We start from the raw sequence: 24,369 nt of genomic DNA on the forward strand, positions 1-24,369 counted from the left end.
TATTTTGTAAGTCAGGAAGGTTGATTTTGTTGTTTCAAATGATCGTATCCATTTGGCAATCTGTTGTAGCCGTGGTCTTTGAGACGCTGCCCAAGGCCAAGGTAAAATTGCGGATCAGCGGGGGCGACAGTCGCCATTCCGTCTACATAGCGGTTGTATAGGCAAAACAGGGCGGCAATCAGTACGGTATCGTGGATTTCAGTGTCCGTCGCGCCTGCATTACGTGCATGTTCTATTGCTTCGGGAGTCACAGCTTGCCCGCTGACCTGCACCAGTTTGGCGATTTTCAGCAGCGCCTTCATTTTTTCACTTACCGGTGCAGTATCGATATCCTGTTTTACCATTTCACAGGTTTCGGTTTCACCCAGCAGGATATCGGCTGCTGCGGTATGCGCCGCTGTGCAGAATTTGCATTCATTATTGTGCGACACGATGGTGGCAATCAGCTCGCGCTCAGCTTCGGTCAGGCTGTTTTCTCCGCGCAGCAAAAATTGTGTGAGCAACCGGATCGGATGCGCCGTTTCCTTGCTGTATTCCAGCAGGCCGGTAATACCTGGCAAGTGCTCAGGCAATGGGATATGTGGCATTTTAAAGTGTTTTTAGTCTTGAAGAACAGGGAACCTGACGTAACCTGTGTGCGCCATACGTTGACCCATTTCACGATAAGCTTCCTTGTCCTGAGGCGCCCAGGTACCCAGTCCATCCACATAGCGATTGAACATGCAGAAAGCCGCGGCGATCAATACGGTGTCATGGATTTCCTGATCTGTCGCGTTCTCGGCTCTTGCAGCAGCTACATCTTCCTCCCCTACTTCCCTGCCGCTTTTCTGCACTTTGGCAGCTATATTCAGTAATGCACGCAGTTTGGGGGATATTTTAATTTGCCTGAAATCATTTTTGATGTCGTCGATCAGCGCCAGGTCGCATTGGAGGTGTGCCATAGCGGCAGCTGCATGGGAGGTATGGCAGAAGTAACAATTGTTAAGATGTGAAACGTAAGCTGCGATCAGCTCTCTTTCACCACTGGTAAGTGAAGCGCTGCGCCTGAGTAAAGTTTCGGCTAATAGCTGCAAAGGTGCCGCCGTTTCCGGCCTGAAATTGAAAAGTCCGACAATGCCCGGAAGTGATTCGTCGGGCAGGTTGATATGTGCCATTTTCGGAGAATCGGTTAAAGTAAATAGTTATGGATCCCCGAGCGGACAGGCTATTTTGCTCAAACACAAATAATTTGGGCAAAACGCTGCTTTGCTGCTGAAAAGGGATAAACTGAATTTACGATAACCGGTCGGGCGGCGGCGCTGGAATGGAGGAGTGCCTTTTGGGAGTAAAGGCAGGTGTTGATGTGGGAATAGTCAGATGGGAAGGAGTCCATTCGAGCACATAAAACACGTGCTTCCTCCCCTGGCCCATGTATTCTTTAAGGAAGTTTTTGAGAATGCTGGAGTGCTGGTCTTTCGTATTGTCAGACTGCTCGCCGGTAACCTGATCATTGATCTTGGAAACCAGATCAGTAAACCTGTCGCGTGCAGTCTGGTCCAGCTCACAATGCACGTACATGGTATCGTTCAGCAATTGCTGGCTTTTCATTTGATAAAAAAGTCCTTCATGCAGGATCTGCCCTTCAACAGATTCCGGTGTGTCCCAGTCAGTTTGATATGGAACTGCCACCGGCACTTTAATCACAATATCTGCCGAACTGGCCGATTGCTGGATCAAATCCGTGTTTGCTGCACTGATCACATGACGCTCTTCCAACAGGTAGACTATCGAATAGCCTACCATGTTATAGAGCAAAAGCCCCAGCAGCAGTATGGACAATATCCTGCGCAATGTTTGAATGTTAAAAGCAATTGAACTTGGCAAAGTTAAAAATCCTCTGGAAGTATTTATATAACCCAGAGGATTTTTTCTGATATTTTCCCGCACTACACTTTCCGTGTACGTGAAGTGCGCTATTGGTACTTGGCTATCTTGATTTGCGCTGCATTATACGAAGCGAAAAACCCGAATCCGCCTTTGACATTGGAATAGACTATCGATGGTTCGGCGAATGGATTGTCTGCATTGTTCCGTGCTTCTAACGACCGTTCGTATTTGTAATAATGCTGATCTATGTTAAATACTTCCAGGACCACGCCCTTGATTTTGGTTTTGGGATATACGGTAACCTTTTTCCCGTTATGATTTTCTTCCCGGACTTCCGGCAGATTGATCTTTCCGAGCGGAGATGTAAAAAGTGCGCCGTCTTGATAGCTGTCGCTTTGGAATTCGTTTTTTCCTTGCTGCCAGTTCCAATTAAATTGAAATGGATATGAAACCCGTCGCTCAGTATATTTCCCTGAGGGCTCTTTGACTGAAATATTGTATTCAATGTCCATCGTCCCACTTACCCTATACTGATTAGTATCGCCGGGAATGTCGCGCCAAGTCATTTTCAAAGTAATAGCTGTGTCTTTATACTGCTCCCCCTCAAATACCATTGTATCGAAAACATACGATTCCACCACAGGCACTTTGGCGGGAACGGTGCATTGTGCCGTTACGCTTCTTTTTCCGTCCGAAACAAACAATGTGTATGTTTTTGAAGGATTAATGGGAAATTTCGATTGTTCCAAACTGTAAAGGTTGTTTGTAGTATCGTAGGGAATTGTAGCTTCTTTCACGCCGTCGGAAATTTTCACAACTGCATTATCAAGCCTTTTACCGGTTGCCCCGGACTTAGAAAACAGAGGGACAGACTCAGTAACAATGACATTGATATAAGATAATTGTGGAGAAATGATCGAGCTGATGACCAGCTTGGATTCACTCTTTGGAAGCTTGGCCTCCGGAATATCGGTCACGAATGATTCACAAGCGGTTAATAGCACCCAGGCTGCAACACATAGCAGACAGGTATATAGTCTTGAATTTTTCATGGCTCAAAATTTAAAGTTGTAGCTTACAGAAGGAAGTACCGGAAACAGGGAGTATTTCTTCAACTTGCGTTCTGTTACCCCAGAAGGTTTAACATCTTGGGACAGATCATAGAAGAATGGGTTTTTGCGATTGTATGCATTATATACGCTGACCTCCCACGTACGCTCATATCTTCTCTTTTTCTTGTGGAACTGGACCGAAAAGTCTAGCCGGTGAAATGCTTCTGCCCGAAAGTCATTTTTACTGTCGAACTGTGAAATAGACATTCCGCCCATGTTGCGGTTAAGTATCGCTTCAGAAGGATTATACCGATTGAAAAAGGATGTACCCATCGCATTATACGTCGAAGCCGGCACGCTGAGTGCATTACCTGTTCCATAGACCCAGGTAGCAGACAACGTAATTCGCTTACTAAATTCGTAGATACCGACAAGGGACAAATCGTGCCGCCGGTCGTAGCGAGGATGAAAGGCCCGGCCTGCATTCAGTTCGGGGAATTTCCAGTAGATCCATGACAATGTATAGCCAACCCAGCCGGAAAGGCGACCACTTTTTTTCTGTGCAAGAAATTCTGCTCCGTAAGACCAGCCGCTTCCCGAAGTCACATTATCTTCCCATTTGACATCAGTTGCATTCTCACCAGTGATCCCAATGAAGGTCGCTCCTTCTTTATAGCCAAGAATGTCGTTCATGTTCTTGTAAAATCCTTCGAGCGTAAATGTGAGTGCCGGCTTTTCGAGATCTTTTGCAAAACCAAAAGCGAATTGGCTGGATTGCTGAGGTTTCACGCGATCCGTACTTGTCACCCAAAGATCGGTCGGCAGCCCGAGCCCGGTATTGGATAAAAGGTGAACATACTGGTTCATTCTGGCGTAGGAAACTTTGGCGGAGAAGTCCGGCGCGAGTCTTAACGCTGCTGAAAAGCGCGGCTCAGGTCGTACATAACTCTTTTCTCGCGCCCGAAAGTAGCTAAGACGAAAACCCGCATTCATCTTCAAAGCGTCAAATGCCTGCCAGGTGTCTTCAACGTATGCGCCGCCTTCAAGTGAATGCACCAGCTCCTTTTTTGGAGTAATCGGCTCTTCGCTGTTTGAACCCTCTACGTTCATAGCTGAGGGTACCGACTTGTGAAAAGTACCTTGCAGACCGAATTTGATAGCGTGAGCAGCAACCGGATAGTAGTCGAAATCGGTTTTAAAACTCAAATCCCTGATCCGCGAGCTATAAGCGACACCAGACTCGCTCACCACTCGATCTTTGCCCGTAATCTCTTTGAAATAGCTGTTTGTCTTGAAATAGAAGTCGGTAAAAATTAAGGATGTATTTGCAAACAATTTTCTATTCAGGATATGGTTCCAGCGCATTGTGCCGGTTGCATTTCCCCAGGACATACCTGCCCTCATTTGAAAATCCGGCATTTTCTCCTTGACGTAAAAATTATCACTTCCAAGATAACCACTTAGGTATACCTTGTCTTTCGGCCCGAGATCATAGTTGATCTTGGCATTGAGGTCATAGAAGTAATAACCTGGCTTGAAGTTATTCCCAGACTTCTCACTTTTCTTATTAAGCTGTTTGATCACCGGAGCCGCCAGCACATCTATATAAGTTCGTCTTCCTGAGACTATAAAAGAGGATTTACCTTTGGAAAGCGGGCCCTCTAACGTGACTCTCGAAGCGATCAACCCGATCCCGCCCTCACCGTGCAGCTTGTCTTTGCTGCCCTCCTTCATATTCATCTCCACTACGGAAGACAATCGGCCGCCATAGCGCGCAGGAAAACCGCCTTTCGTCAGCTCTACATTCTTGATCGCATCACTATTGAATACCGAAAAGAACCCAAACAGGTGACTTGCATTGTAAACAACCGCGTCATCAAGTATGATCAGGTTTTGGTCCGGTCCGCCGCCGCGTACGTACAAGCCGGTTTGTCCCTCAGAACCTTTCTGAACGCCGGGCATCAATTGTAACCCTTTCAAAACATCTTTTTCGCCAAACAGCGCGGGCATTTTTTTGATTTGGTCAATAGGGATTCCTACTGTGCTCATTTGCGCCGACCGACTTACATAATCTTCCTGTTTCCTGGCTGAGATCACTACTTCTTTCAGCTGCCGGGCTGATGGAAGGAAGATATTAAGCTCCATATTCCGAGTGGCCTGAATGCTGCGATCAGTCTTTTCATAACCGACAAGAGAATAGGAAATTGTTACAGAATCAGTTGACGGGATAGTCAATGAATAAAATCCGTAGTTATTGGTAACTGCATTCGCGGAAGTCCCGGGTATATAAACATTTACTCCGGTCAGCAATTCTTGACTTCCCTGCTCTTTTACAAAACCGCTGATTGTTATACGTTCCTGCGCAAGTGCACAGTTACAAATAAATAACAAGCATAAAACAGTGTGGATTTTCATAATTGAAAGTGTGTTTGATGAAAAAGTGTTGCCACTGCCGGTGAACCCGCATACCAAGTACACGAGTCGCCCGGCAGGCAATTGAACATTGACTGACTTCAAACGGCGGAATGAATATTATTTTTTGCTATCTACTAGCTTGAAGCGGGTTTCGTCCCGGATGTAGTTTCCGTCTGCAAGTTGAGCGTGTACTTGTAACAGAAGATCCGAAGTCTTTTTGATGTTATACGTGAATGCAGTGTCTATCTCGACCTTGCTCTCGTCTTTCTTGCAAATTACCTTGCTATTTAAAATTGAGTGTTTTTGATCGAGCAAAATAATGTGGTAATAAGTAATTAGTACTGATTTCGGTTCTATTACTGCATTAATCCGAATACTGTCGCCGTCCTGCAGCACCTGATCTTTAGTGGGTGACGAGACTGTAATGTAAGGTGAATCCTCAACCCAAACCTCCTTGTCTTTACAGCCGGCAATCAGCAAAATTGCAGCAGATAGTGTGAGCATTAGTTTGTTCGTCTTCATGGTGTTTTGGTTTTGTTGAATAATAGGAAACATCATATCCGCGTGCTTTGAAAAAGATCTACGGCTCTGATTTGCTCCCTTGTGCTCTAATCCTGTGCCCTCAACCACTTATCCGGACGTCCAGTTTTTTAAAGGTTGGTCGTGTCAAACCATCGGTAAATCATCCGATTTTACAGACATTTACATTGCTGAACTAGTTACCCGATCAGGGCGGGTTCTGTACATTTTGTGGCATTCAATTTAACTATCTTATTCATAATCATGCCTTTCGTCGATTTCAATACCAAAAAAGTAGTCAAAATATGGGATGGGATTTATGGCACGCTGGCCCATTCGGAACAGCAAACGTTTGGCCATTTTACTATCGACAGCGGGACTGTTCTCCCGGAGCACAGCCATTTTCACGAACAATGGTGCCACGTCCTGGAAGGTGAACTGGAATTTGAGATATTGGGAGAAAAGAAGCTGCTTACAAGCGGCATGACGGCCTACATTCCTTCGAATGCACCGCATTCCGCAGTTGCGTATACCGAGTGCAAAGTGATTGACTGCTTCACTCCCGCACGGCAGGATTTCATAGAACTGGAAAGCAGAACTGAACAGGATCAGTAAGTGGCACGGCCGCCCGAAAGATCGAAGGTGAAGCCGGTGGTAAAGCTGTTTTCAGGAGAAACAATGAAGGCCGCCATGTTCGCGGCTTCCTCTAAAGTGCCGCATCTTTTCATCGGGATCTTGTCAGTCATATACCGGACCTGCGCTTCCGGCATTGCTGCCACGAGCGGCGTCTGAATCACTGCAGGCGCCAGTGCATTGATCGTAATTCCCGTTTCGGCATACTCCTTACCCTGCACTTTCGTCATACCTATAATTGCCGCCTTCGAAGCAGAATAGGCCAGCATACCTGCGTTACCTTCTTTACCGGCAATGGAAGCAATGTGCAGTATCCGGCCGTAATTACCAGCCAGCATATAGGGTAACACCGCTTTCGACATATAGAATGCGCTCATAAAATTCACATTCATCACTTTCCGTAAGTTCTCGCTGCTTACCTCATGACTTTTCACCTGGGTAATCCCGGTAATCCCCACGCAGTTAATCAGGATATCTATCTTGCCAAATCGTGCAATTACTCTTTTAATTGCATTCTGAACCTGCATTTCATCCGTCACATCAACCCCGATCACTTCCTGCTGCTCCTGATTTCCGGCGAAATGTTCTAAAAGTCCACTTTCGTTCATATCAAGCAGCCCCACGTTCGCGCCTTCGTTTAACAGTTTGTGTGCAATGACCAGCCCCAAACCGGATGCCGCACCAGTGATAACGGCTACTTGTGACTTAAATTTGGACATATTGAGGGTGATTTGAATTTTGTTTAGCCAAATCTATAAGCCCGAATACCACCCTTTTTACTATCTCGCTGCTGATGGTATAATCCAGTTTTGGGCACAAAAAAACCGGCTCCTTTTGATGGATCCGGTGATATATATTGACTTTGGATTTCCTTGACTAAACCAGCTCGCTTTCGTATTGCAGTCCGATTTGTGCGGAAGGGAAGCTGGCTACCTTGTTAAATTCTGAAACCGCCTGATTAACCTGTCTCTGCGAGATACCGCTGTATTCAAGCAGCAGCATTTTTGCCTGTTGGGCAGTGGAACGCTTCATTTTCCAGTATTGCGGGTGATTTGTTCCAATTGGAGTGCGAAAGAACTTCTCTTTGGGTTCTCTGATCAAAATCTCATATTCTGTATTGAATTGTGGATTGTCATTCAGGAAGTATCCTTTCACTACTACTTTAACTTCTCTGCCACTTTTTAGGTAAAAAATTTTCTCGTGTATCATAACGGTTGCGTTTAAGAATTTCGGAATGGTTGAATGCTGCTGGCGGTTGGCTAAAAACCCACTTTTTGATCATAATTTTCGTACCACCCGCTGAATTATATTTAATACAAACATTACGCACCGATGCTATTTTCCGTCAAAAAGTTTAGCCAGCGGTCGAATATCTTAGCCTGCGGCAAATTTTCAGGGAGTTTTGGTCAAGAAACATACACAACAAATTGACAGCCAGCTTGTAAAAAATTATCATTCAACGATGTGACCGATAAATTGAGCTGTATTGTCGAGAATTTTTCCGCCACGCCGCAAACCGAGTGCGCACGCTTCTCCCACATAAAAAACACCAGCCTGATAGCTTTGCCCCTCCTGATCCGTCGGAAATGGGAAATACTCCTGATAGATTTTCTTCTGCTCGCCATACTCGCCTCCCGCGGTTTCAATTACGTCCCCGCCTTTTTCCAAAATGGATACATTCGCGCCTTCTCTTCCGAATAAAACCTTGCTGACCGACTGTTTGTGCGGGATCGCATACCGCTCGGTTTGCAGCAAATGAGGATGGTACGGGTACAAGTCCCAAAGCACTTTCAATATGTATTTCGATTGAAAAAGCAATGTGTAAGCCGGGTTCAAAACCACCGCCTTCCGGTTCTTTACGATCTCGGTGAGCATAGTAGCCAGCTCTGGCTCGTCGAAGCCGATGTACTCCCAGGGAACCAGCTTAAACCAGAAATCGAATCGTATAAAATCACCGGTAGTCGGATCCTGAAAAAAGATCCCGTCGCCATTTGAAAATTCAACATCATCGATGTAGGCAAACTCAGTATCAAATCCCGCTTCCTTCGCAGCGGCGGCAAGTACTGCCACATTCGTTTCATCTTCGGGATAATCCCGCATGGTGGAAAAGAGTATAGAAGGGGTAAGGTCGGAGTTAACCTGTTTCAAATACCTGAACTGCTCTGTCAGGGTTTCGTATAATGTATTGAACTGCTGCGCCTCATCAAGCCCGTTCATTCTCAGATGCGCCCATTGCACCACGGCGGTTTCGGGGATACAGGTGGCGGTATCTGCATTAAATTCAATCAGCTTTACCTGATCATTCCCAAAGCCGCCCGCGAGGTCAAACCGCCCGTAAAGGTGAATGTTCCTTTCATCTTCCCACGAATGCTTGATCAGCTCAACAAGGTTTTCAGGAATCCCCAGATCTTTGAACAAATGATTATCAATTACATATTGCCCGGCTTCCACAAACATTTCGTACAAAGTATTAGCCGCCGCATAGTATTGCGCAGCCTGTTCTTCACTGATTACCGCGACTGCGTTCACCACGTAAGGAACTGTGTCGGTACCCAGCATCCAGTCCCAGCCTGCATTTTGGAACGCCCGTTCAGGTCCGTCCACCAATGTTCTTATATCAACCATATTTAACTTTATTATCCGCCGCTTCTGCCTGACGACGATCTCCCAAAAAATCCTTTTCTACCGCTGCTTGGCCTGGAACTTACAGTCCGTGTAGTCCGGGAGGCGTCCACCTGCCTGAAAGTGCTCTGCGACTTTTCATACGTAGCCGGATTGCTGTAAACTCCCCTGGCGGCCTGTCCGTTCGCATTGCGGTACCCATTCATATACCCGTTACCGGAGTTCCGGCCTAACAGGTAACCCATTCCGCCGTAAAGCAGCATAGATGACAGGCCGCTGTGATGCCCCACATTTGATTGATTAGTCCGTATTTCTTCATCAATCAGTGCCTTTGCTGCTTCCGGGCTCAGCTTATCTGTATGCCCGTCGAGGTAAGTGACAATCGCGCCCGAACTGTCGGGAGCTACATTTTCTTCATCGGTAATCTTAAATTCGCCCGGTTTCACTTCCTTGATATGCGACCGGATACCTTTGGTATAACTTGTCTCTTCATAGCTATAAGCTTCTTCATCGTCCCTGTTTGAAGAGCAGCTGCCCAATGTCATTCCCGACAGCAAGGCAATGGCGAGCGCACTGCCGATACTGATGTCTTTCACGTGTTTGATGAAAGAGCCTTTTCTGATTTGCGTCATATACCTGTTGAATTTTTTTCTGACAATTCTTAAAAATACGCTTTTACCTCACCCGGGGTAAGCATTATCTTTCGAGTGGTTCGATTAAGCGGATGTAATTCGCCTGTCACTTTACAAACGGTTTTTGTATCCTGATACTGAAAACAAAGGCACAACCCGTGACCAGATTGTGCCTCACCATTATTACCGTATAAAGAACTATGCCTTCTTAGCGATCTTTTCCAATGCGCCTACCAGCCTGTCAAGGTCACTTAGTTTGGTATAAACGTGCGGTGTGACGCGTACACAATGGATATTTTCCCAATTGATACCCACTGTGTGGATTTGGTAACCTTTCATCAGCTTGCTGTCAAGCTCTTCTGGTTTCATCCCATCAATGCTTACACCCGCGATCGCACATGAAAATTCAGGTTTGAGCGAGGTATGGATTTTCACCCCCGGGATTTGGGCGGCCTTTTCTGCCCAGTATTTTTTCAAATAGTGAACACGCTCTTGTTTCCGTTTTGAGCCAATTCCTTCCTGAAAATTGATCGCTTCGCCAATTGCCTGCTCAATGGGAAAGCTTCTGGTGCCCAGCGTTTCAAATTTCCGGATATCCCCACTTTTTGGCTGGCCATTACAAAGCAGCGGCCAGATCTTCTCAATTTTATCCTTTTTGATCCACATCATACCACTGCCGACAGGCGCACTCAGAAATTTGTGGAGGCTCGTCCCGAAGTAATCGCATTCGAGATCGGGGATTTTGTAGTCGAGCAATCCGAAAGTATGTGCGCCGTCCACTACCACTTCAATGCCTTTTGCATGCGCCATCTGGCAAATCTTCCTTACCGGCATAATCTGGCCAACCCAATTGATAATGTGGGTGACGTGAATGATTTTGGTTTTAGGTGTAATTGCATCCGCAAATGCTTTTACGATCTGTTCGTCATTTTCAATGGGGAAATCAAATGAGAGTTGCTTGTAAACCAGCCCGTCGCGCATTTGTCGCTGCTTCCAGGCCTGGATCATATTTGGATAATCCTGAATAGTACCGATAATCTCGTCGCCTTTTTCAAGCGGCAATCCGAATATGATGGTGTTCAGTCCCTCCGTCGCATTTCTGTTGATCGCAATTTCTTCCGGGTTACAGCCCGCCAATCCTGCAAGCCGCTGCCGCAAAGGCTCCCGGCCTTTGTCCATAATGCGCCACATGTAGTAAGATGGGCCTTGCGCTGCCGCTTTGTTGTATTTTTCCAAAGCTTCCTGCACAGCAACCGGAGAAGGTGATACTCCGCCGTTATTCAAAATGATAATGTCGCTTTTGCTGGCAGTATAAGCATCCTGGATCACCGACCAGTAATCTTCGTTATCGTTGCTATCAGCTTTCCAGAATCGTTCTGCATTCCTGAAATGCTCGGCGTGGATTTGATTAAAAAGGCTATCGACACCAAAAGCGCCCATACTTAGGGCTGCGCTCTTTTTGAAAAAGGACCGGCGATCGTTCATAAAAGTGGTTTAGGAAGTGGTAATTGAGTCAGCTACAATTTATTAATAAAATGCACCAATCCCAATCAATACATATCCGGGTCACTTTTCACGACGGATTGCAGCATCCATTCATAAGTATTATAAGGCTCAGGCATCCCCTGGCTATCCAATTGCAGGTACATTAAATGCACGTGTGTCGGCGACCGTTGTTTATATGCATTGTAGCCGCTCCTGCCTATTTCAGCTATTTTATCGCCTGCTTTCACGCTCTGTCCGGGCTGCACTTCCACGATGTTGTTGTGCGCGTAATAGAAAAGTCCGTCGAGACAGGGATCGTAGATCCAGATCCAGTTGCCGCCCCGCAGCTCACTATCGTACTTCCAGCCAGTTTCTGTGGCCAGCACGATTCCGGATGTAAATGAAAGTACGTCGATCGGTTTCCAGGTGCGGTCGTCGAGGTTGTCCTGGTCTTTGTCACGCACGAACAAATCGTGTGCGGGGTGACTGCCTGCCACTTCACGGTCGAAAAGATCGAACCCATTTGGCCGGTAACCTCTTCCCCTTGAACCCACGGACTCACGCGGTGAATATCCTTTGACAGGATAAACAAAATAAGCGGAATCGATCCCCCGGCAGGTGTCCGGCTTTACAGCCTTCCTGATATTGACCATTACTTCGGAAAATGCTTTTCTCGCAGAATCGGGTGAGATCGCGCCGTCCCTGATGTTGAGCTGAATCTGGTTAAATGCAGCGCAATAGGCTGCCAGATCCTCGGAAGGTTCACTTTTATCAATGAAAGCTGAAACACTGACGATCAACAGCAAGCCTGCCGCTCTCTTTATTGTCATCCAAAATATTGTTGTCATGAATTCTTCCGACTGCCTGCTATCACCGGGTAGTTGCCTGTTTTTTCAAATAATATCTTACAAATGTATTTCTATTTACATTAAAAAGGATTTATGCCTTTCTTTAAACCCGTAACACTAAAACTGAAATCAAATGCAATACCGTCGTTTTGGACGCACGAACTGGCAGGTGAGTGAAATAGGTTATGGCATGTGGGGGCTCGCAGGCTGGACCGGCTCTGACCGCAAGGAAACCGATGATTCACTCGATCTGGCAGTAGAATCGGGCGTTAACTTTTTTGATACCGCCTGGGGCTACGGCGAAGGTTTGAGCGAGCGGATATTAGGTGAGCTTATCAAAAGGAATGCAGGTCGCAAGCTGTATGCTGCTACTAAAATCCCGCCTAAAAACCGCAGATGGCCGTCCCGGCCTGAGTTCAGGCTAGCCGACGTTTTCCCGGCCGACTACATTATTGAATACACTGAAAAGAGTTTGCAAAATCTCGGTACCGAGCAGATCGACTTGCTGCAATTTCATGTGTGGGAAGATAACTGGGCGCAGGAAGATGAATGGAAAGAGGCAGTTCAAAAACTCACGCAACAAGGAAAAGTGGCAAGCTGGGGGATCAGTATCAACCGCTGGGAGCCTGACAATGCATTGGAAACCTTGAAAACAGGACTGATAGACGCTGTGCAGGTGATCTACAATATCTTCGACCAGGCGCCGGAAGACAATCTTTTCCCGCTTTGCCGCGAGCTGGATATCGCGGTGATCGCACGCGTTCCTTTTGATGAAGGTACATTGACAGGCACTTTGACAAAAGATACGGTATTCCCGGCCGACGACTGGCGGGCAACCTATTTCGTACCCGAAAACCTCAATTCCAGCGTAGACCACGCAGAGGCTTTGAGAGCAGATATACCAGAGGGAATGACGATGCCCGAGCTTGCATTGCGATTTATCCTCAATAATCCCGACGTGCATACCACCATTCCGGGTATGCGGAAGCTGCCGCACGTGCGCTCCAATGTAGCAGTGAGCGACGGAAATCTGCTGCTGCCGGAAGTGGCCGAAAAGATGAAAAATCACCGCTGGGACCGAAAGCCAACAGAATGGTCTCAGTAGCAAAAAAACCGTCCCGGATCTCGGGACGGTTTTTTAATGCATTCAATATGATCAACGGTAAAGCTTACTGTCAATCGAAAACTTACCAGGGCCTGTGAAGAACAACGTGAGATAGGTGATCAGAAAAGAGACGGCATGTTCTTTCTTGTCAAACGGATCTGCACCGTGCACGATGAAAACGACGACGATCATCGTAAAAATAAGCGGGATCAATGCAGCTCTCGTAACCAATCCCAAAATGACCAGAATGGAGCACACGAATTCTGCGAAGATGGTCAGAATGTAAGAAAGCTCCTCTCCTATACCGATCGGATCGGCAAAAGAACGATTTCCGCCCAGATAACCGGAAAGTTTGGCATAACCGTGCGTCAACATCAAACAAGAGATACCCACGCGCAGGATCAATACGCCGAAATCAGCAGACGCAGGTAACTTAATGGGTTTCAAAAATCTTTTCAGCATAAGCTATTTTTTGGGTGAATAAACGACAGCCGCGATCATTTGCGCCTGCAAATATCTTGTGAAACTTAGTAACGGGATAAAGCCGCCACTTAGTTTCTTAAAAAATTTCGTAGAGGCTGTCTTCCGAATTTTTATATGCCAAGTAATAATTTTAGATTTACCTAAATTATAAAATAAGGGTTAGTTAAATAAATATTTTGAAGACTTTATGAGACTATACATACTATTGATTTTCATACTGCTAGGTGCATCTGCTCATGCGCAGATTACATTCAGCGGCAATATATCACTGGAAGGACAGCAGGAAACTGCCTTTGGGGCTTCGGTTTACATTGATCAGCTAAAAACAGGCACTACTGCGGATACGCTGGGAAATTTCCGGATTTCAAACATTCCTTCCGGCGTATATACCATCCGGGTAAGTTACATTTCAATGCCTACAATCATTGAAAAAAATGTCCGGATAGAAAGAGACCTGGTAAAGAACTTCGTATTGAAATCAGGTGCCAATGCGCTCGATGAAGTCGTGATTAGCGGCACAATGAAGGAAGTGTCCAAACTGGACAGTCCGGTTCCGGTTGATATCATTACCGCCAAATTCATCTATAAAAACCCGGTTCCGAGCATATTTGAGGGACTTAGCTACGTAAATGGCGTGCGGCCGCAGCTGAACTGCAATGTTTGCAATACCGGAGATATCCACATGAACGGGCTCGAAGGTCCGTATACGATGGTGCTGATCGACGGTATGCCAATGGTAAGCGGGCTTTCAACTGTTTATGGCCTATCAGGTATCCCGAACAGTCTGATTGACAGGGTAGAAATCGTGAAGGGACCAGCGTCAACACTTTACGGTTCGGAAGCAGTGGGCGGGCTGATCAATATCATTACCAAAAATCCATCCAAAGCACCTGTATTTTCAGCAGATGCATTCAGTACCAGCTGGCTGGATTACAATCTGGATCTTGGCGTAAAGCTTTCACCTGCTGAAAATGTGAATGCAATTCTGGGAGTCAATTATTTCAATTACCAAAACCCGCTGGATCACAATGGTGATGGGTTCACCGACCTTACCTTGCAAAACAGGATTTCAGTTTTTAACAAATGGACTGTTAACCTCAAAAACAACAAACAGGCCAATGTCGCAGCGCGTTACTACTATGAAGACCGCTGGGGCGGGCAGATGAACTGGAACAAGTCTCACCGCGGCGGGAACGAGGTATATGGCGAGAGCATTTATACTTCCAGATTTGAAGTTTTAGGTAATTATCAGCTTCCAACGCGTGAGAAAATCACGCTTCAATATTCATTCAGCTCACATCACCAGAACTCGGTTTATGGAAATGTGCCATTTCTCGCCGATCAGAAGATTGCATTTGCGCAGCTGCTCTGGGATAAGGAAATCGGACAACACAATCTGTTGATCGGCTCCCCTTTCCGCTACACTTTTTACAACGATAACACGACCGCAACCAGGTACCTGGACGGCCAGGATCACGCAGACAAGATTTACCTCCCTGGTTTCTTTGTACAGGATGAAATCAAAACCGGCGCCCACGCATTGCTACTTGGAGCGAGATATGATTATAACAGCCGGCACGGAAGCATTTTCACACCCCGTGCAGCTTACAAATTCAAGTTTAATCAAACAGACGTGGTCCGGCTCAATGTGGGCCGCGGCTTCCGGATCGTCAATTTATTTACAGAAGATCACGCCGCATTGACGGGCTCGCGGCAGGTTATTGTGAAAGAAGCGCTCAATCCTGAGCAAAGCTGGAATGCAAATCTGAACCTGGTGAAAAAGATTGTAACCGGAAATTCTTTTGTCGGCCTTGACGCTTCACTTTTTTACACGCATTTTACGAATCGCATTTTACCGGATTATGACACCGACCCGAACCAAATTATTTACGACAATCTGGACGGTCATGCAGTTTCAAAAGGGATCAGCCTGAACCTGGACTTTAACTTTTCGTTCCCGCTGAAAATCATCACGGGTGGGACTTTAATGGACAATTACCAGGTAGAAAACGGAACGCGGTTCCGACCTGTTTTAACAGAAAAATTCACGGCAGTCTGGTCGGTCAGTTACGAGATTCAGAAGGCAGGCATTTCATTTGACTACACCGGAAATATGTATGGGCCAATGCGTTTACCTGTGTTAAGTGAAACCGACCCGCGCGCGCGGAGATCGCCCGTGTGGTCTTTGCAGAATATCCAGGTTACCAAGAAGTTTAGCAATGGCATGGAAATTTACGGAGGTTTGAAAAATTTGCTAAACTTCACGCCACCTGCCAATTCCATTGCCCGAGCCAATGATCCATTTGACAAAAAAGTACAGTTTAATGACCAAGGTCAAGTGATCGCAACTCCTGAAAATCCATACGGGCTTACCTTTGACCCTTCTTACGTTTACGCTCCCAATCAGGGTCGCCGGGTATTTTTAGGAGTACGCTATACGTTGCATTAAACGGACAAAGCAGATGTGCCCAGAAGAGTACACAAATGACATGTTTATGATTTTTCAAAGAGCAAAAACGTATACAGTATTGATATTCATTGATTTGAATATAGATTGATTGTATATTTGTCTCATTAATTATTTAACACTACTTAATTATGGCATTAACGAAACAATTTGTAAAGAGTAAATCTGTTTACAAAGTAACATTTACAGTTCCTGCTGAGGCGGCTGCCGAAGCGAAGAAAGTTGCCCTTGTTGGAGAATTTAATGAGTGGAATCCAGAAGCAGTTGTACTCAAAAAGCAAAAAGACGGATCATTCAAAACAAGCCTCGAACTAGGCGCAGGCGAATATCAGTTCCGCTATATCCTCGATGATGAAAAGTGGGAAAACGACTGGGAAGCAGACAAATACGTACCAGCGGGCGTTGACGAAGCATCGGAAAATTCGGTAGTGGTTTGTAGCTAATTAGCTATCGGCTATCGGCTATCGGCTATCGGCTATCGGCTATCGGCTATCGGCTATCGGCTATCGAATACAAAAAAGAACCCGGAGGTATTTCTACTTCGGGTTCTTTTTCTATTTAACTCAGTATCACAATCGCAATTGAACTTCAAAGCCGACTGCCGAGAGCCGATTGCCGAAGTTCCCTAAACCACAAACGCATCACTCTCCACATACGCCTTAATCAATGCATCTTCGCCTTCTGCGCCGGATTTGGAGTTACCATGTTCCATTCCCATGATGAAAGATTTGTTTTCCTTCTTGCTGCGGTCGTAAATGTATTTGAAAATGTTTTTGTAATTGATTTCCCCGGTAGTCGGCTCTTTTCTGCCCGGCTCATCTCCGATCTGGAAGTAGTCGATCTCACTCCACGTTTTATCGATGTTATAGATCAGCCTACCCTCGTTTTTCTGCATGTGGTAGATATCGTAAAGTATCTTGCAAGACTTGCTGTTAACTCCGCGGCAGATCTCGTAAGTCTGCTCAGAAGTACGCAGGAATAGATTTGGGCTATCACTAAGTGGTTCTAAAACCATGACCAGACCGTGCGGTTCGAGTATCTCCGCGCCGCGGCGCAATGCATCTATTACGTGCCCGGTTTGCACGCCGATCGGCAGGTTTCTTTCGAAATCACCCGGTACAACTGTCATCCATTTTGCATTCACGCGCTTGGCAACCTCCACTGCTTTTTTGCAGCCGTTGAGAAAAATATCAATGTACTCCTGCTTTCCCGCTGCCAGCGTATTAGCGCCATTACCTCCTTTATCAACCACGAACACGCCCATTTGCATGCCGAGGCGCGCCATTTCCTTCGCGATCTTTTCTTGCTCTTCTACCGGCCTGCCCATCATACCATTATCTTCCAGCGCCATAAATCCATTGTCAGCCATAAATTTCAGCTGATCAATTACGTCCTTCCCAGCCTTGTTCTGAAACATTCCGAAATGCGGGGCGTATTTAAGCTTGAACTGGTTTTTGGCAGTGGGAGCAGACTGTCCAGCAAATGCATTTCCAGCTGCAACTGCGGCTCCCGCGAGACCTAGTGTAGATTTTACAAAATTTCTACGAAGCATATATTTCGTTAGTTATGTTTAGGATGTAAAGAATTTTGGAAAGACAATTTACCTCAAAACTGCTCCCATTATTTTAAAAATGCGTTTTTGCCTAAGACCTGCGGCGACGGCGGCGCTCTTTTTTCGAGGCTGGCTTGGCAGGTGCTGACTCAGCTTCTTCTACCTTTGGCTTCGGGAAATAGGGAGCAAGCTGCGCCTTTATTTCCTCCCTGAATGCATTCCTGACACCATCCAAAGCAGCTTCCTTCACACCGCCTGCAAGCCTGTCTTCCGTCAGCAGCTTCACAACCGCCTCCTCGCCTGGCCAGCTCGCGCCGAGGAACCTGGCTGCGCTCTCCCGTACCTTCGCTGATTCATTCGGGTCAACCGCCATAGAACGCAGCAGGTAAACAGACTCGCTGCTGCCGACTGTCTGAAATGATGCGAGCAATGCAATCTTCCTTGCGTCATTCATCGACGCCAGCTTTTCATTGACGTAGCTGATCCCCGCCTGTTCCAGTAATAAAGCACCGGCGTCTCTTCCAAGCACATCGTCTGATTTGTCGACAGCCATTTTAAGCAGCCTGTCATTTTCAGATTCAAGCGCATACCTCGTCATCAAATCAATGTAATGCTCGGTACCGTAGGTTTCGTCGAGCAGCTTATTGAGCGCAGTTAATCCTTGCTGGGAGTTGGTAACAAAAGATTTGTCCAAATGCAGCAATGCAAGCTTGCTTACCTCAATGCGATCGCTGGAAGGTACTGTCAGTACATTCAGCAAGGCCTGGGATTTTTCATATCCTGCCCGGAAGAAGTCGAATGCGCGGAAATACCTTAACCGACTTTTGAAAGCAACAGAAGTGTCCGCAGCTGCCTCGGTCAGGTACGGAATAGCCTGGCGTGTACGGGCCAGCCAGACAATATCTTTTCCCGCGTCGGTTGCAGTTGGTTTACCTTTTTGTCTTTCAAGCCAGGCCGGAAAAATCCGTTCCCACTGATCAAATGCACCGATACTCAAAGCTTCCACTGTCCAGCGGTCATTTCCTTTGTATTGTTTGGCGAGCTGCAACCACACATCCAAAGCTTCATAAGTGTGATTATGGTTGATCGCGAGCGCGCATTCTCTTCTTACCTGCGGATCAGGATCGGAAGTGAGCCGTTTGATATACTCGGTAGGATCGCTGTTGCGCTGCCTTACTGCCCGCAAAGCAGTGATTCTGATGTTAGGATTCAAATGTCGGAATCCAATGTCCAGACTCCGGTAATTGAACCCTTCGATCCGGTTTAAAACCCACAATGCACGGGCGCGCAGCTTTGGGTTTGCATTGTATCTGTTGAAAAGTTCTTCGAGATAAGGCTCTGCATTCCACCCATGCTTTACACATGCATTCCAGGCGAGATACCGCATTGACAAGTTAGGACTTTGAAGCGCCTTTACTGCTTCTTCCGGATTATTCAGATCAAAAACGGGAATTGTATAGGGTGTACCCTGAGGCGCTATCCTGAAAATCCGACCGCGGCTTTTGTCTTTCATTTTGTGAGACCCGATAACCGGATCATACCAGTCGGAAATGATCAGTGAACCGTCAGGTGCGACACAAACATCGGTCGGCCTGAACCATTTGTCGCGGGTACCTTCTACGATCGGCTCCATGCCCTTTGACTTATATCCTGCTCCGTCATTCTCTACCGGAAACGAACTTACGTAACGCTGGCCTGCGTCAGCGAGCAGGATCTGGTCCCAGTAACGCCGCGGCAGCAGCTCTCCTTCGTAGATCGTCATACCCATCGGAAAGCCTGAACCTGTTTCAAGCAGGTTGGGTACTACGCCGGGATCATTCTGGTGCCAGTGACGGCGCGGCACTTCGTCTTCCAGGTTAGTACGGTTGAGCCGCCAGCTGGCGCCGGTCATTTCATCTATGTACCCGAAATTTCCGTTTTCCATAACATAAGAAACCCGGTCGCCGCCATTTCCAGGCTCTTCCTGGTCAGACTGCCACATGGTACCATAGCTATCCACCGCGACTTCAAATCCATTCCGGAAGTTCTCCGCCATGATTTCCACTTTGGTAAAGTCCTGTTCACAGCGAAAAACGACACCTTGCTTGAATTGTCTAAAATCAATAGGTCTTTCATATTTATCCAGCAGCGGCCTGTCCTGACCATCCACAAGCTGCCGGCCTGCATTCCCGAAGTTGAAGTAAAATTTTCCGTCCGGACCAAAAACGAATGCGTGCACACCTGCATCATTTTGGGTACCACCAATTCCTTTGAACAAAATCTCTTTGGTATCCGCCTTGTCGTCGCCATTGGTATCCGTAAAAAGCCACACGTACGGACTTTGCGAAACAATCGCCTTATTGCCCATTACCCAGATACCCAGCGGCGCATTGATCTCCGGCCCCTGGTAAAACACTTTGGTAACATCCGCTTTTCCGTCACCGTCTTTGTCTTCCAGGATCATAATCCTGTCACCCATTCCAAGCTCCGATTTTCCATTGACGGCCGGCCGGTAATTATAGGCTTCGCAAACCCAAACCCTGCCGCGGTGGTCCACGTCGATATTGATCGGGTTGATGATGTTTGGTTCAGATGAAAAAAGCGTAGCTTCCAGTCCATCGGCCACTTTCAAGCCGGCAACTGCATTCCTGGCAAACCGCTTTTCGGGTTCGGAAAGCAATGCATAAGCACTGTCGGGACTGATAGCAGCCACAGAATCAACAGCTGTTGAATCGGCAACTTGACAAAAACCGTAAGCAGGAAGGAGGAAAGTAACTACGGTGAATAGGAATGCAGACTTAAAAGAATGGAATGGTTTCAAAACGACCTCGGATGATTCAGACTCTCAAAAAACGTTTAAAAATACCTGATGTTTCCTGAATAAGGAAGAGAAGTTTTGAAAAGATACAAGAAGTAAAATAAGGTTACAGAGGAGAAAAGCACAACTTACCTCGGCCGCTTTTGCGGATCTAACCTATTGTCGAAAATCGATAACAGCAATATACTTTCAGGCTCAATCACGAAGAAAATAGAAGTTTGCGGGGATGCTACGCAGCGCCTGATCTGCGTTTGGGCTCAACAACCGGGAATTGAAGTGGACTTTGCCGAACTCTCTCGATCTGATGGTCAATCTCAGATAGTACTCTTAAAGCAATTCCTTCGCTCCAAGTTTCAAAGAGATATTCAGTCAAAATCTCATAGTCAAGAATGGCACGATTGGTCCAGTGTATTGCTGTCACTGCCCTCCGGCCTTTTGTTGCATTTCGGATATCTTCCGGTCAATCCGCTGCCGTGCCTGAAAGTTGTCAACCACCCTTCCTTCATTTCTATCTTTCAGCCCCTCAGCGATCCCAGACTTCGCATTCTCCGGGATAATGGTGGATTCATCCGGCTGAAATTCAAAGTAGAATTTGTGGCCAAGTTCTGTCAACAACTTTTCAAGTCGAGGAATATCCTGATCGTTTTCAATTTCAACTCTTACCGTGTTCATAACTTGAATTTACAAATTTTTTCAGGTTAATGCGCTTACAAAGCCGAGTTTCATATCCAGAATGTCAATTCTCGTTCTTACTTCTTCTTCAACCCACTCAGATAATCCACTAAGCTAACCAGCTCGTCGGTGGTCATCGCGTCCTGCAAGCCGGCGGGCATCATGGAATCTTTGAGCTGCTTCATGGATTTAACTTGCGACATTTTATACTCCTGCGTTGATCCGCCCGGGAATTTGAGGATCAGGTCAGTTTCCGTTTTGCTTGCCACAATCCCGGTTACGACGGAACCGTCTTTGAAAGTCACTTCGAAACCTTCATACCCAAATCCGATTCCGGCGCTCGGCTCGAAAATAGCCGCATACTGCGCTTCTTTCGGCAGCTTACTACCTATTTCTGACAATTTCGGCCCGAAATCCATTCCCTCGCCATTCACCTGGTGACATACTGAGCAGTAGTTTGTAAATATCTGCCTACCCTTCGTAGCATCGCCTTTCATTCCGATCAACTCCTTTGTTTCGGGGTGTTTACGTGCGGCAACTGCGCCTCCTTCCATATACTTAGCAGCCTCCATTTTCACCGATTTACGCCACGCGCCGCTCAGTCCTTTTACAGCTGCAACTTTCACTTCACCTTCCAACTTACCCTTTTTCAGCAACTCAAGAACTTCATCTTCTCCGCTCATCGTGCCGCCCAGCGACTTTGCCGCCACAATGCGCTGCGACAGGGGATATTTTTCGTCGGTAGCGACCTTCTTCAAAATTTCAAGCGTCTCCTTTCCACCTCCCGACCTAAGCGCCGTAAGTAGCTGCTCGCTTTTTGCATTTTCACTGCCTTTTATCACACCCCAGACAAGATCCGCACCGCCTTGCTTCATCAATTGCGTAGCTGCCGCAGGCCCAAGTCTTGTTGCCGACTCACTAAGCGCCATATCCAATAATCGTTCGTTTTCAGACGCTAACTCGTACTTTGTTACCAATTCAAGATAAGCCGGAGTACTATAAGAGGCATCGAGCATTTTCTTCAATGCCGCCATTGCTTCCGCATTTTGTTTGACAAATGCAGGGTCAAGATGCCGCAATGCAAGCTCATTTACCTTTTCCTGATCAGGCCCGGAACCTTTCATGATTTTCAGCAAAGCCAAAGATTTCTCATTAGGCGCTTCATTGAAATCAAATGCACGGAAATACCGCAGCCGACTTTTCAAGTCCACCTTCGGGTCACCCGCCAGTGAAGCAAGCAGTGGCAAAGACTCTTTCCCGCGCGACCGCCAAACAATGTCTTTTCCAGCCTGGGTACCAATCGGATTAGCCCCAGCTTTGGCTTTCCATGCATTGAAAAAGCTGTCCCACTGTCCGTCTGCGCCGATACCCAAAGCTTCCAGGTACCAGCGGTCTTTCCCGTCGTACTGCCTGGCCAGCTCAGCCCATAGTTCTGCAGATTGAGGGGAATTGTGATGATGCAGGATCAATGCACATTCTCTCCGTACCTGTGCGTCTTTATCTTTTGCCAAAGTTTTGATATACCCTGTCAAATCCGCACCTTTTACTTCACTGGCCGCGCGTAAACCTGCAATTCGCATATCAGGATTCAGATCTTTGATCGCCAGATCGATGTTCTTTTTGCTCGTTGCCGGCCATTTACTCAAAACCCACAAAGCACGCGCACGCATTCTGTAATCTGCATTTTTATCTTTAAACAACTTTTCCAAAGCAGGCACTGCCTGTTCCTGCATTTTCTCCAACGCATTCCATGCAAGAAAGCGCACCGAGAGATTAGGACTTTGTAACGCTTCTACTGCGCCTGCTACTGTTGAAAAATCCGCTTTTTTGATGCGATAAGGTGTATTTGTCGGCGCAATGCGGTAAATCCTGCCGCGCTGCTGGTCTCCCGCCTGGTGCCCGCCTACTCCCGGATCATACCAGTCCGATACGATCAAAGATCCGTCTGGCGCTACGCAAACATCGCTTGGCCGAAACCATTGATCTCTTTTTCCATCGACGATATTCACGATTCTAGCTGTATAACCTGCCCCTGATTTTTCAACCGGATATGAACGAAGTACATTATGACCAGGCTCGCAGTGGATCATCTGACCATAAAATTCCTTCGGCAGCAATTTCCCCTCGTAAACTATCATTCCGGTAGGCGAGCCGGAGCCAGTCTGCAGCAGGTTAGGCACTACGCCAGGATCATTCAAATGCCAGTGGCGGTACGGAATGGAATCTTCCATATTGGTTCGGTTGGCGCGCCAGCCTGCGCCGGTCATTTCGTCCGTGTAGCCGTAGTTACCATATTGCATTACGTAGTTGATCCGCACGCCTTTGTTTCCGTCGTCATCATTGTCAGACTGCCACATAGTTCCGTAGCTGTCCACCGCCACTTCATAATTGTTCCTGAAATTATTTCCCAAAACCTCGATGTTGGTAAAATCAGGATCGCAGCGGAAAACCATTCCCTGCTTTAATTTTTTAAAGTCAATTTCCTTACCGTTTTTATCAACAATCGGCTTTCCTTTTCCATCGAGCAACTGTCCGCCTTCATTTCCAAAATTGAAATACAGCTTCCCGTCAGGTGCGAAAACGAATGCGTGCATACCGTGATCATGCTGCTCCCCGCCTACTCCTTCAAAAAGTACTTCTTTCTTATCTGCCTTTAAATCACCATTTTCATCTGTAAAAAGCCACACGTACGGACTTTGCGAAACCACCACTTTATTGCCCATTACCCAAACTCCGAGCGGCGCATTGATTTCTTTACCCTGATAGAAAACTGTGCTTTTGTCCGACTTCCCGTCTCCGTCGGTATCTTCCAAAACCATAATCCTGTCGCCCTCATTCTTGGTCGGATTTCCATTGATCGCCGGGCGGTAGTTATAAGCCTCACAAACCCAAACCCGGCCGAGCTCGTCGACGTCGATATTGGTTGGATTGGTGATCATCGGCTCCGACGCAAACAAGGTTGCTTCCAGCCCATTGGTCACCTGCAAACCGGCTACTGCGTATTTGGGAGATCGTTTTTGTGCTTCCGTCAGGTCTTTGTAAAGACTGTCCAGCGTGGTGCTTTGCAGAGTACTGGGATTGGAACGCTGGTAAGTAGCGACGGTCAAACCAGCCAGCAGGCAGGCTGCCGGGAATAGTATCAGGGATTTTTTTAAGTTCATCAGGTGAAATAGTGAAGATCCGGAAAGCCGGCCTTATTGTGTGATCCTTACATTAAAGAT

Annotated in this window: 21 protein-coding genes; 4 read left to right on the plus strand and 17 right to left on the minus strand. The window is 46.8% G+C overall.

Annotated features, from left to right (window positions below):
* Positions 1-11 precede the first annotated feature (11 nt).
* From Q369_RS0125565 to Q369_RS0125590, 6 genes are all read right to left on the minus strand, one after another.
* Entirely contained in the window at positions 12-587 is a 576-nt protein-coding gene (locus tag Q369_RS0125565) for a carboxymuconolactone decarboxylase family protein (RefSeq protein WP_031530557.1), read from the minus strand.
* Between the two features lie 12 nt (positions 588-599).
* Positions 600-1,154: a carboxymuconolactone decarboxylase family protein gene (locus tag Q369_RS0125570; RefSeq protein WP_031530558.1), complete on the minus strand. Its 555-nt coding sequence runs from the start codon at positions 1,152-1,154 to the stop codon at positions 600-602.
* Positions 1,155-1,272: 118 nt separating this feature from the next.
* Positions 1,273-1,818, minus strand: coding sequence for a hypothetical protein (locus Q369_RS0125575; RefSeq protein ID WP_229206949.1), 546 nt, complete (start codon positions 1,816-1,818; stop codon positions 1,273-1,275).
* A gap of 134 nt (positions 1,819-1,952) precedes the next feature.
* Entirely contained in the window at positions 1,953-2,918 is a 966-nt protein-coding gene (locus Q369_RS0125580) for a DUF4249 domain-containing protein (RefSeq protein WP_031530560.1), read from the minus strand.
* A gap of 3 nt (positions 2,919-2,921) precedes the next feature.
* Complete coding sequence (locus Q369_RS0125585; RefSeq protein WP_031530561.1) at positions 2,922-5,333, minus strand: TonB-dependent receptor; 2,412 nt, start codon at positions 5,331-5,333, stop codon at positions 2,922-2,924.
* A gap of 117 nt (positions 5,334-5,450) precedes the next feature.
* A complete protein-coding gene (locus Q369_RS0125590) occupies positions 5,451-5,855 on the minus strand; it encodes a hypothetical protein (protein ID WP_157488320.1) in 405 nt (134 codons plus the stop codon).
* A 261-nt stretch (positions 5,856-6,116) separates the two neighbouring features.
* Between Q369_RS0125590 and Q369_RS0125595 the strand changes: the two genes are divergently transcribed.
* Positions 6,117-6,467, plus strand: coding sequence for a cupin domain-containing protein (locus Q369_RS0125595; protein ID WP_031530563.1), 351 nt, complete (start codon positions 6,117-6,119; stop codon positions 6,465-6,467).
* Here the strand turns inward: Q369_RS0125595 and Q369_RS0125600 are convergent.
* The 6 genes from Q369_RS0125600 to Q369_RS0125630 all read right to left on the minus strand — a co-directional run bounded on the left by Q369_RS0125600 (position 6,461) and on the right by Q369_RS0125630 (position 12,054).
* Positions 6,461-7,204, minus strand: a complete 744-nt coding sequence (locus tag Q369_RS0125600; RefSeq protein WP_031530564.1) for an SDR family NAD(P)-dependent oxidoreductase — start codon at positions 7,202-7,204, stop codon at positions 6,461-6,463. The genes Q369_RS0125595 and Q369_RS0125600 overlap by 7 nt on opposite strands.
* 157 nt (positions 7,205-7,361) lie before the next feature.
* Positions 7,362-7,694, minus strand: coding sequence for a hypothetical protein (locus tag Q369_RS0125610; RefSeq protein WP_031530565.1), 333 nt, complete (start codon positions 7,692-7,694; stop codon positions 7,362-7,364).
* A gap of 243 nt (positions 7,695-7,937) precedes the next feature.
* Positions 7,938-9,110: a glutathionylspermidine synthase family protein gene (locus Q369_RS0125615; RefSeq protein ID WP_031530566.1), complete on the minus strand. Its 1,173-nt coding sequence runs from the start codon at positions 9,108-9,110 to the stop codon at positions 7,938-7,940.
* A gap of 11 nt (positions 9,111-9,121) precedes the next feature.
* Positions 9,122-9,739 (minus strand): Cj0371 family chemotaxis-regulating polar lipoprotein, encoded by a 618-nt coding sequence (locus tag Q369_RS0125620; protein WP_031530567.1) that lies wholly within the window; start codon positions 9,737-9,739, stop codon positions 9,122-9,124.
* Between the two features lie 198 nt (positions 9,740-9,937).
* On the minus strand, positions 9,938-11,224 hold the full coding sequence (locus Q369_RS0125625) for an aminotransferase class V-fold PLP-dependent enzyme (RefSeq protein WP_031530568.1): 1,287 nt from the start codon (positions 11,222-11,224) through the stop codon (positions 9,938-9,940).
* A gap of 65 nt (positions 11,225-11,289) precedes the next feature.
* Positions 11,290-12,054, minus strand: coding sequence for a M23 family metallopeptidase (locus Q369_RS0125630; protein ID WP_031530569.1), 765 nt, complete (start codon positions 12,052-12,054; stop codon positions 11,290-11,292).
* Between the two features lie 151 nt (positions 12,055-12,205).
* Here Q369_RS0125630 and Q369_RS0125635 point away from each other — a divergent pair, with 151 nt between their 5' ends.
* Entirely contained in the window at positions 12,206-13,177 is a 972-nt protein-coding gene (locus Q369_RS0125635) for an aldo/keto reductase (protein WP_031530570.1), read from the plus strand.
* A 51-nt stretch (positions 13,178-13,228) separates the two neighbouring features.
* Here the strand turns inward: Q369_RS0125635 and Q369_RS0125640 are convergent, their stop codons facing one another.
* Positions 13,229-13,639 (minus strand): DoxX family protein, encoded by a 411-nt coding sequence (locus Q369_RS0125640; RefSeq protein ID WP_031530571.1) that lies wholly within the window; start codon positions 13,637-13,639, stop codon positions 13,229-13,231.
* Positions 13,640-13,847: 208 nt separating this feature from the next.
* On the opposite strand from Q369_RS0125640, the gene Q369_RS0125645 reads away from it, so the two are divergent.
* Both Q369_RS0125645 and Q369_RS0125650 read left to right on the plus strand, forming a co-directional pair.
* Complete coding sequence (locus Q369_RS0125645) at positions 13,848-16,109, plus strand: TonB-dependent receptor (protein WP_031530572.1); 2,262 nt, start codon at positions 13,848-13,850, stop codon at positions 16,107-16,109.
* A 149-nt stretch (positions 16,110-16,258) separates the two neighbouring features.
* Positions 16,259-16,570 (plus strand): isoamylase early set domain-containing protein, encoded by a 312-nt coding sequence (locus Q369_RS0125650; RefSeq protein WP_031530573.1) that lies wholly within the window; start codon positions 16,259-16,261, stop codon positions 16,568-16,570.
* A 182-nt stretch (positions 16,571-16,752) separates the two neighbouring features.
* Here Q369_RS0125650 and Q369_RS0125655 read toward each other — a convergent pair whose 3' ends face one another.
* The 4 genes from Q369_RS0125655 to Q369_RS0125670 form a co-directional block, all read right to left on the minus strand.
* Entirely contained in the window at positions 16,753-17,679 is a 927-nt protein-coding gene (locus tag Q369_RS0125655; protein WP_031530574.1) for a hydroxypyruvate isomerase family protein, read from the minus strand.
* A 91-nt stretch (positions 17,680-17,770) separates the two neighbouring features.
* A complete protein-coding gene (locus Q369_RS0125660; protein WP_229206950.1) occupies positions 17,771-20,479 on the minus strand; it encodes a PVC-type heme-binding CxxCH protein in 2,709 nt (902 codons plus the stop codon).
* Between the two features lie 414 nt (positions 20,480-20,893).
* Positions 20,894-21,148, minus strand: a complete 255-nt coding sequence (locus Q369_RS0125665) for a hypothetical protein (protein ID WP_031530576.1) — start codon at positions 21,146-21,148, stop codon at positions 20,894-20,896.
* 77 nt (positions 21,149-21,225) lie between these two features.
* Entirely contained in the window at positions 21,226-24,309 is a 3,084-nt protein-coding gene (locus Q369_RS0125670; protein ID WP_031530577.1) for a PVC-type heme-binding CxxCH protein, read from the minus strand.
* Between the last annotated feature and the right edge of the window lie 60 nt (positions 24,310-24,369).

The organism is Dyadobacter crusticola DSM 16708, assembly GCF_000701505.1.
GTDB classification, from domain to species: Bacteria; Bacteroidota; Bacteroidia; order Cytophagales; family Spirosomataceae; genus Dyadobacter; species Dyadobacter crusticola.

What these genes read in the sequence shown, in the direction of transcription:
- Q369_RS0125665 (WP_031530576.1), bottom strand. Translation starts at nt 21,148, where the DNA reads ATGAACACGGTAAGAGTTGAAATTGAAAACGATCAGGATATTCCTCGA.
- Q369_RS0125630 (WP_031530569.1), bottom strand. Translation starts at nt 12,054, where the DNA reads ATGACAATAAAGAGAGCGGCAGGCTTGCTGTTGATCGTCAGTGTTTCA.
- Q369_RS0125585 (WP_031530561.1), bottom strand. Translation starts at nt 5,333, where the DNA reads ATGAAAATCCACACTGTTTTATGCTTGTTATTTATTTGTAACTGTGCA.
- Q369_RS0125625 (WP_031530568.1), bottom strand. Translation starts at nt 11,224, where the DNA reads ATGAACGATCGCCGGTCCTTTTTCAAAAAGAGCGCAGCCCTAAGTATG.
- Q369_RS0125610 (WP_031530565.1), bottom strand. Translation starts at nt 7,694, where the DNA reads ATGATACACGAGAAAATTTTTTACCTAAAAAGTGGCAGAGAAGTTAAA.
- Q369_RS0125565 (WP_031530557.1), bottom strand. Translation starts at nt 587, where the DNA reads ATGCCACATATCCCATTGCCTGAGCACTTGCCAGGTATTACCGGCCTG.
- Q369_RS0125645 (WP_031530572.1), top strand. Translation starts at nt 13,848, where the DNA reads ATGAGACTATACATACTATTGATTTTCATACTGCTAGGTGCATCTGCT.
- Q369_RS0125615 (WP_031530566.1), bottom strand. Translation starts at nt 9,110, where the DNA reads ATGGTTGATATAAGAACATTGGTGGACGGACCTGAACGGGCGTTCCAA.
- Q369_RS0125640 (WP_031530571.1), bottom strand. Translation starts at nt 13,639, where the DNA reads ATGCTGAAAAGATTTTTGAAACCCATTAAGTTACCTGCGTCTGCTGAT.
- Q369_RS0125620 (WP_031530567.1), bottom strand. Translation starts at nt 9,739, where the DNA reads ATGACGCAAATCAGAAAAGGCTCTTTCATCAAACACGTGAAAGACATC.
- Q369_RS0125670 (WP_031530577.1), bottom strand. Translation starts at nt 24,309, where the DNA reads ATGAACTTAAAAAAATCCCTGATACTATTCCCGGCAGCCTGCCTGCTG.
- Q369_RS0125590 (WP_157488320.1), bottom strand. Translation starts at nt 5,855, where the DNA reads ATGAAGACGAACAAACTAATGCTCACACTATCTGCTGCAATTTTGCTG.
- Q369_RS0125595 (WP_031530563.1), top strand. Translation starts at nt 6,117, where the DNA reads ATGCCTTTCGTCGATTTCAATACCAAAAAAGTAGTCAAAATATGGGAT.
- Q369_RS0125650 (WP_031530573.1), top strand. Translation starts at nt 16,259, where the DNA reads ATGGCATTAACGAAACAATTTGTAAAGAGTAAATCTGTTTACAAAGTA.
- Q369_RS0125655 (WP_031530574.1), bottom strand. Translation starts at nt 17,679, where the DNA reads ATGCTTCGTAGAAATTTTGTAAAATCTACACTAGGTCTCGCGGGAGCC.
- Q369_RS0125580 (WP_031530560.1), bottom strand. Translation starts at nt 2,918, where the DNA reads ATGAAAAATTCAAGACTATATACCTGTCTGCTATGTGTTGCAGCCTGG.
- Q369_RS0125570 (WP_031530558.1), bottom strand. Translation starts at nt 1,154, where the DNA reads ATGGCACATATCAACCTGCCCGACGAATCACTTCCGGGCATTGTCGGA.
- Q369_RS0125600 (WP_031530564.1), bottom strand. Translation starts at nt 7,204, where the DNA reads ATGTCCAAATTTAAGTCACAAGTAGCCGTTATCACTGGTGCGGCATCC.
- Q369_RS0125635 (WP_031530570.1), top strand. Translation starts at nt 12,206, where the DNA reads ATGCAATACCGTCGTTTTGGACGCACGAACTGGCAGGTGAGTGAAATA.